11 protein-coding genes are annotated in these 13,809 nt (G+C 70.3%); 8 read left to right on the top strand and 3 right to left on the bottom strand.

Annotation, left to right across the window (positions count from 1 at the left end; translation table 11 throughout):
* The first annotated feature begins 22 nt into the window (after positions 1 to 22).
* Entirely contained in the window at positions 23 to 2,614 is a 2,592-nt protein-coding gene (locus tag VHA73_15275) for an MMPL family transporter (protein HVX19386.1), read from the top strand.
* Between the two features lie 47 nt (positions 2,615 to 2,661).
* Here the strand turns inward: VHA73_15275 and rpsT are convergent, their stop codons facing one another.
* Entirely contained in the window at positions 2,662 to 2,919 is a 258-nt protein-coding gene (gene rpsT, locus VHA73_15280) for a 30S ribosomal protein S20 (GenBank protein HVX19387.1), read from the bottom strand.
* Between the two features lie 181 nt (positions 2,920 to 3,100).
* On the opposite strand from rpsT, the gene lepA reads away from it, so the two are divergent.
* From lepA to VHA73_15315, 7 genes are all read left to right on the top strand, one after another.
* On the top strand, positions 3,101 to 4,888 hold the full coding sequence (gene lepA, locus VHA73_15285; protein ID HVX19388.1) for a translation elongation factor 4: 1,788 nt from the start codon (positions 3,101 to 3,103) through the stop codon (positions 4,886 to 4,888).
* A 108-nt stretch (positions 4,889 to 4,996) separates the two neighbouring features.
* On the top strand, positions 4,997 to 5,998 hold the full coding sequence (hrcA, locus tag VHA73_15290) for a heat-inducible transcriptional repressor HrcA (protein HVX19389.1): 1,002 nt from the start codon (positions 4,997 to 4,999) through the stop codon (positions 5,996 to 5,998).
* A gap of 2 nt (positions 5,999 to 6,000) precedes the next feature.
* Entirely contained in the window at positions 6,001 to 7,116 is a 1,116-nt protein-coding gene (dnaJ, locus tag VHA73_15295) for a molecular chaperone DnaJ (GenBank protein HVX19390.1), read from the top strand.
* 3 nt (positions 7,117 to 7,119) lie between these two features.
* A complete protein-coding gene (locus VHA73_15300; protein HVX19391.1) occupies positions 7,120 to 7,809 on the top strand; it encodes an RsmE family RNA methyltransferase in 690 nt (229 codons plus the stop codon).
* A gap of 113 nt (positions 7,810 to 7,922) precedes the next feature.
* The gene (locus tag VHA73_15305; protein ID HVX19392.1) at positions 7,923 to 8,450 is read left to right on the top strand and encodes a transcriptional regulator; all 528 of its coding nucleotides are present in this window, start codon (positions 7,923 to 7,925) and stop codon (positions 8,448 to 8,450) included.
* A gap of 13 nt (positions 8,451 to 8,463) precedes the next feature.
* Positions 8,464 to 9,540: a radical SAM family heme chaperone HemW gene (hemW, locus tag VHA73_15310; protein HVX19393.1), complete on the top strand. Its 1,077-nt coding sequence runs from the start codon at positions 8,464 to 8,466 to the stop codon at positions 9,538 to 9,540.
* A gap of 235 nt (positions 9,541 to 9,775) precedes the next feature.
* Complete coding sequence (locus VHA73_15315; protein HVX19394.1) at positions 9,776 to 11,161, top strand: carboxyl transferase domain-containing protein; 1,386 nt, start codon at positions 9,776 to 9,778, stop codon at positions 11,159 to 11,161.
* Positions 11,162 to 11,228: 67 nt separating this feature from the next.
* On the opposite strand, the gene VHA73_15320 is transcribed toward VHA73_15315, so the two are convergent.
* Positions 11,229 to 12,242 (bottom strand): hypothetical protein, encoded by a 1,014-nt coding sequence (locus VHA73_15320; protein HVX19395.1) that lies wholly within the window; start codon positions 12,240 to 12,242, stop codon positions 11,229 to 11,231.
* On the bottom strand, positions 12,239 to 13,795 hold the full coding sequence (locus VHA73_15325; protein HVX19396.1) for a hypothetical protein: 1,557 nt from the start codon (positions 13,793 to 13,795) through the stop codon (positions 12,239 to 12,241). Before VHA73_15325 ends, VHA73_15320 begins: the two co-directional genes overlap by 4 nt.
* Positions 13,796 to 13,809 lie beyond the last annotated feature (14 nt).

Genomic DNA, 13,809 nt, shown 5'->3' on the forward strand with positions numbered 1-13,809 from the left:
TCTCCGACCCCGAGGTGCTGCCGTGCGGAAGTTCTGGGCCTGGCTCGGCTACCAGTCGGGTCGCCGCGCCGGGCTGGTGTCGCTCGGCGGGTTGCTGGTCACGCTGCTGTTGGGTCTCGGCGTCACCCAACTCCATTTCAAGACCGGCACCGACAGCTACTTGAACAAGTCCGATCAGGCCTACAAGGACGACGTCCGCTACGAAGACCTGTTCGGCGGCCAAGCGGTCGCAGTCATGTTCACGATGCCGAAAGGCCACGACGTGAGCGAGTTGCTCACGGCCGAGAACCTCGCGAAGTTCGACTCCCTCGAACAACACCTGCAGACCTCTGCCGACGGCAAGCGGCTCGTCTTCACCGTCATCACGCCCTCGAGAGTCCTCGAGTACTCCAACGCCCTCATCGGCGGGCCCGCCGCCACCAACGGCTACCACCCGCCCGATCTCGGCTCGGTGTCGACGTCGGTGGTGGGTTCAGCCCTGCTGGCTGCGCAGAGCGCCGACCCGAGCCCGAAAGGCCAGGCCGCCCGGGCCGCCGACACGCAAGAGACGGTGGCTCGCCTGCCGGCTGCGTCGACCTGGACACCGGCCACCCTCCACGCGCCGCTGACCAACCGGGCGTGGGCGCAGTTCTTGTTGTTCAACAACCAGGGCCAGGTCCGGCTGGCGCAGCGCACGTTCTATCCGAATCGCAGCCACGCGCTGCTGATCGTGCGCTTGCACGGGAATCAGTCCATCGACCAGCAATCCGAGTCGGTCCGGTTCGTGACCGCGGCGGTGCACGACGCGCATTTCCAAGGCGTCGAGACCACGGTGACCGGCGCGCCGTCGCTGCTGAAGAGCCTGAACGACTACTTGAAGGGCGGCATGCTCACGCTCGGCGCGCTGGCCGCGGCGATCATGGTCGTGCTGTTGCTGGTGGCGTTCCGGGTGCGATGGCGACTGCTGCCCCTCGCCGTGATCCTCGTCGGTCTCGTGTGGGCGTTCGGTCTCGCCGGCTACCTGCACATCCCGCTCACGCTGGCCACCATCGCCGGTCTGCCCACCTTGATGGGTGTCGGGATCGACTACGCGATCCAGATGCACGCGCGCGTCGAGGAGGAAGTCCTGGTCGCCCGGCATCGCACACCGGTGCAGGAGACCGCACGGAACTTGTGCCCGGCGCTGCTGGTGGTCACGTTCGACGCGGTGTTCGCGTTCGCGGCGCTCACGTTCGCCAAAGTGCCGATGATCCGCCAGTTCGGCTTCTTGCTCGCCGTCGGCATCGCCATGATCTGCCTGTGCAGCATCGTCATGCCGCTCGCGACGCTGGGGATGCGCGAGTACCGGTCGCCCACCAAGCGCGACGAGTACGGCGGCAAGTGGCTGTCACGCATCGTGGTCTGGCTCGGCGAGCTGCCGGCCCGCGCCGCCATCCCGTTCGCGGTGGTGAGCGTGCTCCTCTTCTTCGGTGGGATTCTCGTGGAGGGCCGGTTGGTGCTGCAGACCGACCCGATCGAGTGGGTCAACCCCCATTCACAGGTGGTGAAGGACATCCACGCCTTGCAGGACGGCACGGGCTCCAGCAACGAGATGGGCGTGTTCGTGCACGTGGACCGCGGGTCGGCGTTCAATGACGCCACCGTGAAGTACATCGACGATCTCACCACCAGCCAGCTCCAGCGCAACGGCCCAGGGGCGCGTGACCAGACGCTCGCCACTGCGAACTCGATCGTCGAAGTGGTGTCCGACGTCATCAACGACATCCCGGGCGCCTCGCATGTGGCACCGAAGGCCGCGTCGGTCCTGGCAGCCTATGGCGTCACGCCCCCGGAATTCCGGCGGCAGCTCGTGTCGAGCGATCTCGCCACGCTCAATGTCGTCTTCCGCACCTCGACCCCGAACCTCAAGCGTGTGAAAGGTGCGGTCGACGAGGTGCGCTCGTTGTCCAAGAGCCATCCCTACGACCCCAGGCTGGCGGTGCCGTCGGCGACAGAAGCCCGGCCTTCTGGCCTGGCCGTGGTCGGCGTCGGCCTGCTCGAAAACCTCGAGTCGAACCGCATCCTGTTGACGTACCTGTCGATCGCGTTCGTCGGCATCTTCCTCGCGGTCCGGATGCGATCGATCGTGCGGTCACTGCTGTCGCTGGTGCCGGTACTGATCGCGGTCGGCACCGCGTCGCTCGTCGCGTTCGGGCTGAGCTTGAAGCTCAGCCCGATGACGGCAGTCGGCGGCCCGCTCGTGGTGGCCGTGTGCACCGAGTTCACGTCGCTGATCCTGTTGCGGTTCGTGGAGGAGCGCGCACGAGGGCTGGCGCCGAAGGCAGCCATCGACGTGACGGCCGCTCGCACCGGCCGGGCCTTCCTCGTGTCTGCCATGACGGCGATCGCCGGCGTGTTGGTGATGGCGACATCGACCATGCCCGTGTTGCGAGGGTTCGGCATCGTCGTCGGCATGAACGTCGCCGTGGCGTTGCTGGCCGCGCTGGTCGTGTTGCCGCCGATGCTGGTGTGGGCCGACGAAGACGGCCGCAACTGGGTGTCGCGGGGGATGGTCGACCGGTTGCGGGCGGCCCAAGCACGCGAGCGCGCAGAACTCGAGGCGGCGGATTCCGCGGCGGGCGCCACAGCGAACTGAACTCGAGCGCGGCGCCGTTCGTTCGGACGGCCGCGCCCTCGGCGGCGTCAGTCGGTGTTGACCCGCTTCATCAGGCGGCTCTTGCGGCGTGCGGCCTGGTTCTTGTGGATGACGCCCTTGGCTGCGGCCTTGTCGATGCGCTTGACGGCCAGGCGCAGCGCCTCGGCGGCCTGGGCCGCGCCTTCGTCGGCAGCAGCGACCGCCCGCTTGGTGCGGGTCTTGACCTCGGAGCGCACGGCCTTGTTGCGGGCCTGGCGGGCCTCGTTCTGGCGGTTTCGCTTGATCTGGCTACGGATGTTGGCCACGGTCGCTCACAAGTAGGTGGTCGGGACAGCCGGATCACGTTAGCGGCCGAGGTGCTCACCGGCACAACCGAGGGGTGAGGCCCGGGGAGTCGGGGCCGGGGTGGGCGGCACTACGATCGAACCTCCGGCCGAACCGTCGGCTGGCCGCGCGAACCGCGCCGACCGTTGAAGCAGCTGACCTGTGAACGATCTCGACAAGCTTCGTGACTTCTGCATCGTGGCGCACATCGACCACGGCAAGACCACGTTGTCGGACCGCATGCTGGAGCTGTGTGGCGCCGTGGATGCCCGCGACATGCGTGCCCAGTACCTCGACACGATGGAGCTGGAGCGCGAGCGCGGCATCACGATCAAGCTCCAGTCCGTGCGGCTCGACTGGAAGGGCCACGTCTTCAACTTGATCGACACACCCGGCCACGTCGACTTCGGCTACGAGGTGTCGCGGTCGTTGGCGGCCTGCGAGGGCGCGATCTTGCTGGTTGACGCGTCGCAGGGCATCGAGGCCCAGACGCTCGCCAACTGCTATCTCGCGCTCGAGCACGACCTCGAGATCGTCGCCTGCCTCAACAAGGTCGACCTCCCGGCCGCGGAGCCCGATCGGTGCGCCCAGGAGATCGAGCAGGTCCTGGGCCTGCCGGCCGAGGAAATCTTGCGGATCTCCGCCAAGACCGGCGAAGGCGTGGCGGAGCTGCTCGACGCGATCATCGACCGGATCCCACCTCCCGTGGGTGACGTGACGGCGCCGCTCCAAGCGCTCATCTTCGACTCGCACTTCGACCAGTACCGCGGCGTCGTGTCGTCGGTGCGGGTCAAGCAGGGCGTGTTGCGAACCCGCGCGCGGCTCCGGTTCATGCAGGCGGGTACCAGCCATGAGGCCGACGAGGTGGGGGTGAGGAACCCGGCGCCGACACCGGTGGCCGAGCTCGGCCCTGGCGAGACCGGTTACCTGATCGCGGGCATCAAGGACGTGGGCGAAGCCCGGTCGGGTGAGACGGTCACCGAGGCAGCCCGGCCTGCCAGCGAGGTGCTGGAGGGCTACCAGGACCCCAAGCCGATGGTGTTCTGCGGCCTGTATCCGATCGACGGCGACGAGTTCAGCGACCTGCGCGAGGCCCTCGAGAAGCTGCGGTTGAACGACTCGAGCTTCACGTACGAGCCCGAGACCTCCGGGGCGCTGGGCTTCGGTTTCCGGTGCGGGTTCCTCGGCCTGTTGCACATGGAGATCGTGCGCGAGCGCCTGGAGCGCGAGTTCGACCTCTCGCTGATCGCCACCGCCCCATCGGTCGAGTACGTGGTGCACAAGACCGACGGTTCCAAAGTCGAGGTCGACAATCCCTCTGCCATGCCGCCAGCCGCGGAAGTGGAACAGATCGAGGAGCCCTGGCTGAACGCCACGCTGCTCACGCCGTCCGACTACACGGGGACGATCATGGAGCTGTGCCAGGCTCGGCGCGGCGAGCTGCAAAAGCTCGAGTACCTGTCGCCTGAACGGATGGAGCTGGTGTACCGGCTCCCGTTGGCCGAGGTGGTGACCGACTTCTTCGACCAGCTCAAGTCGCGCAGCCAGGGTTACGCGAGCCTCGACTACGAGCCATCGGGCTATGCCGCGTCGAACCTCGTCAAGGTCGACGTGCTGTTGAACGGCGAGCCGGTCGACGCGTTCTCGACCATCGTCCATCGCGAGAAGGCCGATGACTACGGCCGCCGCATGACCGAGAAGCTGCGTGAGCTGATCCCGCGCCAGATGTTCGACGTGCCGATCCAAGCCGCGATCGGGGGGCGGATCATCTCCCGCCAGACGGTGAAGGCCAAGCGCAAAGACGTCCTGTCCAAGTGCTACGGCGGCGACATCACCCGCAAGCGCAAACTGCTCGAACGCCAAAAAGAGGGCAAGAAGCGCATGAAGGCCATCGGGCGGGTCGAAGTGCCGCAGGAGGCCTTCATCTCGGCTTTGAAGCTCGACGAGTGACCGCGGCCCGCTCGGCCCCGACCAGGCCGGGCGTTCCGCCTGGCACTCGGTAGTATCGAGTGCCAACCCACGGTGGGGATCGTGGGTCCGCAGCCGACGAGGGCACCGATGCTCGACGAACGCAAAGCGGCCATCCTGCGTGCGGTGGTCGAGGAGTACATCGAGACCGCACAGCCGGTCGGGTCCGGGCACGTGACCCGCGCGCCCGGCGTGAAGGTGTCGTCGGCCACCGTCCGCAACGACATGACGGTGCTGGAGCAGGAGGGCTTCCTCCACCAGCCCCACACCAGCGCCGGCCGGGTGCCCACCGAGAAGGGCTACCGCTTCTTCGTCGACCACCTCGGTGGACCGACCCGTCTCGACCGCCTCGCCGCGATGCAGGTCCGTCAGTTCTTCGACACCCGCCACGGCGAGCTCGAGCAGATGCTGGTCGACACGTCGCGGCTGCTGTCCGACCTCACCCAGTACGCAGCGGTCGTGGTCGGGCCCACCCACGAGACGGCCCGCGTGCGGGCCGTGCAGCTCGTGTCGCTCACCGACGACGTCGGTGTGTTGGTGCTGGTGCTGTCCAATGGCCAGATCGACAAGCACACGATCGCGTTCGACGGGCCGATCAGCGAGGCGGTGCTGGCCCGTGTGCAGGTGCACCTCGCGGCGCATCTCGCCGAGCGGAACGTGGGCGACCTGCCGCCGGTCGTTCCCTCCGGGGACCCGGACGTCGACCACCTCGTCCGCTGTTGCCTCGAGGCCATGGTCGCCGAGCCGGGCGCCGACTCCGACAGCGTGTTCGTCGGCGGCGCGGCCCGTATGGCGGCGGCCTTCGATGCAGTCGAGACCGTGCGGCGGGTGCTCGGCATCCTCGAACAGCAACTCGTGGTCGTCACCTTGTTGCGCGACGTGCTCGACCGCGGGTTGAGCGTCGCGATCGGGAGCGAGACCGGCATGGCACCGCTCGCCGACTGCTCGCTCGTCGTCGCTCCGTACGAGGTCGACGGCGAGCCGGCCGGTTCGATCGGCGTGCTCGGCCCCACCCGTATGAACTACCCCCAGGCCCTCGCCGCGGTCGCCCTCGTGAGCCGGCGGCTGAGCCATCGACTCTCGGAAAGTTGACCGTGCCGACCGATTACTACGAGATCCTCGGCGTGCGCCGCGACGCATCGGCGGAGGAGATCAAGAAGGCGTACCGCCAGCGGGCCCGCGAGCTGCATCCCGACGCAAACCCAGGTGACGACGAAGCCGAGGCGCGCTTCAAGGAGCTCGGCGAGGCCTACGAGGTGCTCTCGGACCCGACCCGCCGGCAGCGCTACGACACGTTCGGCCACGAAGGCGTCCGGGCCGGTGCAGGGGCGGCGGGCGAGCCGTTCGGGTTCGGGGGCTTCAGCGACATCTTCGACGCGTTCTTCGGCGGTGGCGACGGCTTCGCTGGCGGCCGGGCCGGGCCCCAGGCCGGTGCCGACATCGAGCAGGCCGTCGAGATCGACTTCGAGCAGGCCGTGTTCGGAACCGAGGCTCCGGTCACCGTGCGGACTGCGGCGCCATGCGATGCGTGCGAGGCCACGGGCGCTGCCCCGGGCACCCACGCCGAGACCTGCCCCGACTGTCAGGGCAGCGGCCAAGTGCGGCGAGTCCGCCAGTCGATCCTCGGCCAGATGGTCACGTCCGGTCCGTGCCCGCGCTGCGGTGGTGCTGGCCAGACGATCGAGAGCCCTTGCCCGGAGTGCCGGGGCGAAGGTCGCCTGATCCAGGACAAGACCTACACGGTTGACATCCCGCCCGGTGTCGACACCGGCTCCACGCTGCGGCTCGGTGGTCTGGGTGCGGTCGGCCCCCGCGGCGGCGGCCACGGCGACCTCTATGTGCACGTGCGGGTGCGGCCCCACGAGCGCTTCCAGCGCGAGGGCGACGACCTCTACGAGGAGTTGCACGTGCCGTTCACGCAAGCGGCACTCGGCGCCGAGCTGTCGTACGAGACCCTCGATGGCGCGGAGACCCTCACCCTCCCGCGGGGCACGCAGACCGGCCGGTCGTTCCGCTTCCGCGGCAAGGGCGTTCCCCATGTCCGGGGCCGCGGACGGGGCGACCTCGTGGCCACTGTGGTGGTCGACGTTCCCACCGACCTCTCCGAGGAGCAGGACGCGCTCGTCCGCCAGCTCGCTGACCAGCGGTCCGAGCAGGTGGCCGAGCCGGACACCAAGCTCTTCTCCCGTCTCCGCTCCGCGTTCAAGTAGGACATGGCCCCGCTGCGTGGCCGCGGTCCGCTCGCGTTCGTCGACGACCTCGAGCGACCGCAGCTGAGCGACGACGACCGCCACCACTTCGTCCGGGTGCGTCGGGTCCGTGGCGGAGACGACCTCGTGATCAGCGATGGGCAAGGCCGCTGGCGCACCGCGCGCTGGGGTGACCGGATCGAGCCGGTGGGCGAGGTCCACGAAGACCCGGAGCCAGCCCCGCTCGTGACCGTCGGCTTCGCCCTCGTGAAGGGCGAACGACCCGAGTGGATCGTCCAGAAGCTCACCGAAGTCGGGGTCGACCGCATCGTGCCGTTGCGGGCCGCCCGGTCAGTGGTTCGCTGGGACCGACGTAAGGCCGAGGCCAATCGCGACCGGCTCCGGCGGGTGGCACGCGGGGCCGCCATGCAGGCCCACCGCACCCGCGTGCCGGTCGTCGACGATCTGGTCGACCTCGACGTCGCGCTTGGCGCGCCCGGCGTCGGGCTCGCCGATTTCGGCGGAGACGCCCCGACGCTGGCCACGCCGACGGTCCTGATCGGGCCCGAAGGTGGATGGAGCGACGAGGAGCGCGCCGGCCGCGCGACGGTGTCGCTCGGCCCCACGGTGCTGCGGGCCGAGACCGCCGCGGTCGCCGCCGGCGTGGCGCTCTGCGGCCTGCGAGCTCACCTGTTTTCGCCCAATCCGCACTGAACGCGGTCATTCGGTCACGCTGATCACGCGTGGTGATCGAAGGTGAACGCTGAGTGGAGGTAGGGTGAGCCCTTGACAGACCGGCTGGGCGGCCGGGGCGAAAGAGGGGAACGATGACGGTGATCGACTCGACCGAGTCGGAGTTGGACGAAGCGGGACGGGCGTACGCCCGCTTGGTGGGTGTTCGGCTGCGCGGGATCCGCCGCCAGAAGCGGATGTCGTTGCAAGAAGTCGAACGCGACTCCGCGTTGGAGTTCAAGGCATCGGTGCTGGGCGCATACGAGCGCGGCGAGCGGGCCATCTCGGTGCCCCGCCTGCAACGCCTCGCACGCTTCTACCGGGTGCCGGTCAGCCAGCTGCTGCCGGGCGACGACGGCGACGACGGCGCCGAGCCATCCGAGACCGGGCGGGCGCCCGACAAGCTGATTCTCGACCTGACGAAGCTCGACGCGCTGGCCACGACCGAGGGTGCGCTGCTGGCGCGGTTCCTCGGGATGATCCAAGTCCAGCGTCAGGACTTCAACGGCCGGATGCTCACGATCCGTGGCGATGACCTCCGCGCCGTCGCGTGCATCTTGAACGTGTCGGTCGACGGGGTGCGCACGCGGCTCGACGAAATGGGCGTCGCCTTCCATCCCTGACCACCATGGTGGGGTGACCGCCCCGTTCGGTGTCTACGTGCACGTGCCGTTCTGCCGGCACCGCTGTGACTACTGCGCGTTCGCCACGTGGACCGACCGCGACGAACTGATCGACCGGTACGTCGACGCGTGCCAGCGGCAGATCGAGCGCGACCGCGCCGGCAGGCTTCCGCCGGTGACCAGCGTGTTCTTCGGTGGTGGGACGCCGTCGCGGCTGCCCCCCGAGCAGCTGGTCGGGGTGCTGGCGGCGATTGCGCCCGAGTCGGATGCCGAGGTGACCGTCGAGTGCAACCCTGATGACGCGTCGGTCGAGCGCTTCGCGGCGTACCGGGCCGGGGGCGTGAACCGCTTGTCGTTCGGGGTGCAGTCGACGGCCGCGCACGTGCTGCGCGCGCTGGGTCGCACCCACGACCCCGCCAACGTGGTGGCGGCCGCCGATGCAGCCCACGAGGCCGGCATCCCGTTCAGCGTCGACCTCATCCACGGGGCGCCGGGAGAGACGCTCGACGACTGGCGACGCACCCTCGACGACGTGATCGGACTGGACCCGGTGCATGTGAGCGCGTACGCGCTGACGGTGGAACCGGGCACGCCGCTCGCCAAGGATCCGTCCCGCCACCCCGACGACGACGACCAGGCCGACAAGTACGAGTTGGCGGTCGAGCGACTCGAAGCCGCGGGGTTCGCCTGGTACGAGCTGTCGAACTGGGCGCGCCCAGGTCACGAGGCGCGCCACAACCTCTTGTACTGGACCATGGGCGACTACCTGGCGGTGGGGTGCGCCGCGCACGGTCACCGCGATGGCCGCCGTTACTGGCACGTGCGGACGCCGGACCGGTATGTGTCGCTCATCGAGGCGGGTGCGTCGGTCGAGGCGGGATCCGAGCGGCTCGACGCCGACCAACGCCGGATCGAGGCCCTGCAGCTCGCGTTGCGCACCCGCGACGGCGTCCCTGCGTCGTCGTTCACCGACGCCGATCGCGCCGGCCCGCTCGCACCACTGTTGGAGCCCGCAGCCAGGCCTGGCAACGTGCGGTTGACGGTTCCGGGACGCCTCCTCGCCAACGAGGTGGCCCTCCGCCTTCGCTGACCTCCCGCCACCCCCACCAGACGCTTCGTGCTGTGAGCAGTTAGCGACCGTATACGTGCTCAAGTGCTCACAGCAGGGATGGGGAAGTGTCGCGATCGTGGTGGTGCGCGCCCCACGCTTCGTGCTGTGAGCAGTTAGCCACCGTATACGTGCTCAAGTGCTCACAGCAGGGATGGGGAATGGGGGAGAGCGGCGGATTCGACAGGCCGGGTCGGGGCTTGTGACGGTACCGGGTATGGAGCTGCCGCCCCTGGTCGAGGAATGGGACCGTGACTTGCGCAGCGGGGACCCGCTCGGATTCCCCGGCTATGCCGCGGTGCTCGACGAGATGGCCGAGGAGTCGGTTCGGACTGGCCGCACGCAGCACGTTGTGGTCATCGAAGGTCGCTTCGAGGTGCTGGGTGGTTCGATGGGCGTGGTTGCGGGCGAGAAGGTGTGCCGGGCCTACGACCGGGCCGTCGACGCGCGGCTGCCGGTGGTGGTGGTCACCCGCTCGGGCGGCGCACGGATGCAAGAGGGCATGGTGAGCCTGATCCAGATGGGTCGCACAGCTGCCGCCGCGCGTCGCCACGCCCGCGCCGGGTTGCTGTCGGTGGCCCTGCACCGCTCGCCGACCACCGGCGGGGTGTTCGCCTCGTACGGCTCGCTGTGCGACGTGCGGGCGGTCGAAGCCGAGGCGACCATCGGTTTCGCCGGACCGCGGGTGGTCGCGCAGACCACCGGCACCGAGGTAGGCGGTCGCTCGCACACCTCGGCGACCGCGTACGCCGCCGGCCTGGTCGACGCGGTGGTGGCGCCGCACGACGCGTGGGCGTGGGTGGAGGCGGCGCTGGGCCACGGCGACGCACCGCTGGTGCTGGGCCCGCGCGGGGTCGCACCCACAGATGTCGAGCCTCCGGCTGCGGGCGCGTGGGGTGAGGTGCAGCGCGCCCGGGGCGCCTCACGCCCCACCGGCATCGAGGTCGCAGCCGAGCTGTGCCGGTCGTGGACCGACTTGCACTCCACCGACCCGGTCACCCGCGCGGGCCTTGCGTCGATCGGCGACCGCCGGGTGGTCGTGATCGCGCACGACCGCAAGGCGGGCGACGGCCGCTCTCGCCCGGACGGGTTCCGCCTCGCACAGCGGGCCATCGACCTGGCAGGACGTCTGGCGCTGCCGCTTGTCACGCTGATCGACACGCCGGGCGCCGATCCCTCGTCGGATGCCGAGCTGCACGGCGTGGCCGGCGAGATCGCCCGCACGTTCGCGGCGTTGGCCGAACTTCCGACCGCGAGCGTGGCGGTCTGCGTCGGCGAGGGGGGCAGCGGGGGAGCGCTGGCGCTCGGCCACACCGACCGGCTGCTGATCCAGGAGCACGCCGTCTTCTCGGTGATCGGCCCCGAGGGCGCTGCGGCCATCCTCGAGCGCGACGCCGGCAAGGCTGCCGCGGTAGCTCCCAAGCTCCGGCTCACGAGCGGCGACCTGCTCGAGCTCGGCATCGTCGACGCGGTGGTGCCCGACACCACCGCCGCGGTCATCGACGCGGTCAGCCGTGCCCTCGACGAGGCCCAGCCCGGCGATCGCGCGCGACGCACCGACGCGGCGTCGGCGCTCGCCTTGTCGGACCGGGTGGTCCCGTAGCGGCCCACTCGGCGGCGGGTCGTCAGCTGGCGAGGCGCCGCGCTGGTCACTTCGTTGAGGTGGCCGTTCAGTCGATCGGCGGCAGCTCGAACTCCTGGCCGGGGAAGATCAGCTCGGGGTGCCCCGGCCGCGCGAGGCGACCGGCGTTGGCGGCGACCAGCTTCGGCAGGTAAGTGGCGACTTCGCCATCGGACGGAGCATGGCCCCTCGTCCACTCGAGGACGTGTTGGGCGATCGACCACAAGCTGTCGCCGGGCCGCGTGGTCCACAGCGGCGGCGCGGTGGTGGGAGCGGCCCTCTCCTCAGGGTCACCTGGCGCGTCAGCGGGCGACCCTTTCGGCCTCGGCCCTCGGGGAGGACTCGTCCGTCGGAGCGACGCGGTGCCCAAATCCGGGGGTGCAGGCGCGGCGGTGGTTTCCGGCGCACTTCCGGCCGTGGCCGGTGGTCGGGAAGTGGTCGGTGGGTTGGGTGCGGGCGCCGTGGTGGCATTTGGCGCGGAGGGTTCGATGGTCGTCGGTGGCGTGGTGGTCGGAGCAGCCGGTCGGGAGGGCGTCGTGGGCTCCTCGTCGACCGCCGGCAGGCGTCGCAGGGCTGCCGTGCCGGAGTCACCAGCGGTGATCCGTCGCTGCTCTGCCTGCGGTGTGCCAACAGCGCCTGCTGCCGGACGCGGTTGCTGCCCGTGTCCCTGGGCGGGGGGCGTGGGCGCAGCGGATGCTGGCGCGACGGCGAGCGCGCTGGCCACGAGGGTTGCTCCTGCGACGGCGGTCATGGCGCGGCGCAGCAGCGGCAGCGTCACCAGGTCGGCTACCCGGGCGAGGGGCTGGCTGCGGCTGCCCGCTGCGGCGAGGTGGGCCACGCACACCACCAACACGTACCAACCCGCGACCAGCGCGACGAGTCGCACCAGCGCGAACGCCATCGTCGCCGGGTCACGCGCGGCGGCCCAGCGGCCGAGCTGTCCGGGGTGAAGGAGCGGCGGGGCGGCGAGGGCCGCTCCACCCAAGCGGTGCAGCGCCGCGACCAGCAGTGCGAGGGCGACTGCGCAGCCGGCCAACCGGTGGAGGCGGTGGTTGGCGCTCACGGCGTCGGGACCGCAACGGGCTGGTTCCTGGGACGGGTGGCGTACAGCGTGTCGCAATTGCCGTGGTGCTCGACCCTGAGCCCATCGGCACCGTCGACCTGCGCGGTGGCCGGCACGACGACGGGATGGTCGCCGGCCCAAGACGAGAACACGAAGACCTCACCCGTCGTCGGGCGAAGCAGTGCCGGCGTGACCTGACCGGTGCAGTTCCACGATCCGAGAACCAACTGATCACCCGGGCGACCCACCTCGAACTGAGCATCGCCCGCTGTGACCCGACGTCCGCTGACGAGCACCGCCTCGCCGCAGCCGTCGTGGTCGAGATCGACAGCCGGCGCTCGCACCGTCGGGCAGCGCCCGGTGGCCACGTGGGCGGGGCGCGAGCGGGACGGCGTGGCGGCCGTTCGCACGGAGGTGGGTCGCGTCGACCGGGTGAGGCGTTGCGACGGCGGCGCGGCCGTGGCAGCTCGCAGCCCCATGAGCCCGAACGCGATCAGCGCCGCACCGGCCAGGGCGGCCGCCGCATGGACCCCGGCCCCTCCACGGATCAAGAGTCGACGTCGGGTGTTCGGGGGCCGGGGTGGCTCCACGTGCTCGGGTGGACGCTCGTCGTGCTGCGACGGGAGTTCGTGGTCGACCACTGCGTGCAGCGGCCCCGCGCCCCGCTCGACCACGCCCCACAACGCCTCCCACCGCGCGTCGTCGTCGCTCAGCACGCCCTCGGCCGTCGCGCTCGCAACGACGTCCGACCTGCCCTGCGGCTCGACCCGCTCCAGCGAGGTGGCATTGTCCGTGGGTGCGCTGGCAGGCCCGGCCGAGGTCGTGTCATCGGGCGGTGCTGATGCCGGTGCCTCGGTGTCGAGATGCGTCAGGACCGCGCCGACCGGCGGGGTCCGTGCACCTTCATCGGCGTCGGCGATCAACCGGGCATCGGGGATGGTCGTTGCCAGGCTGCGCGCGAGCTGGCGGGCGCTCGGCCGATGGTCGGGTTCGGCCGTGGCCTGGTCGGCCAACATCAACATCGCACGTAGTCGGTAGCCATGCCACCGCTTGTCGCGCCGCTTCAGTCGCCGATCGGGGATGGGCTCTAGCTCCCCGTCGGTGCCGACCAACTCGTTGAGGAGGCGGCCCAGCGCCCACACATCTTGGGCTCGATCGGCGGGATCGGTCGACGCGTCGCCGAGCCCGCACAACACCGGCCGCCCATCGGGTGCCACCACCACGTGGGTGGCGTCGATGCGAGTGTGGGCGAGCCCTGCGTCGTGCAGGTCGGCAACGGTGTGCGCCAAGGCGGCGACCACGCCCGCCGCCTCCTCCACCCGGCCCGGCCGTGTGCCGGCGAGACAGCGCGAACCGGCCCAGCGCTGCCGGAGCTCTGCCCGGCCGGCCTCCTCGGTGAACGAACGCAGCTCGACCACGCCGGGGTGGGCGATTGCCGTCAGCAACTCGGCCTCCCGCCGCAATCGGTCGCGTCCTGCTGCCGTGGTGGCGGTCTTCACCAGCGCGAGTCCGTCGCCATCGACGCCTACGGATGACACTACGTCACATGGCATCACACAAAACTACA

Source organism: Acidimicrobiales bacterium (assembly GCA_035547835.1).
Taxonomy (GTDB): domain Bacteria; phylum Actinomycetota; class Acidimicrobiia; order Acidimicrobiales; family Iamiaceae; genus DASZTW01.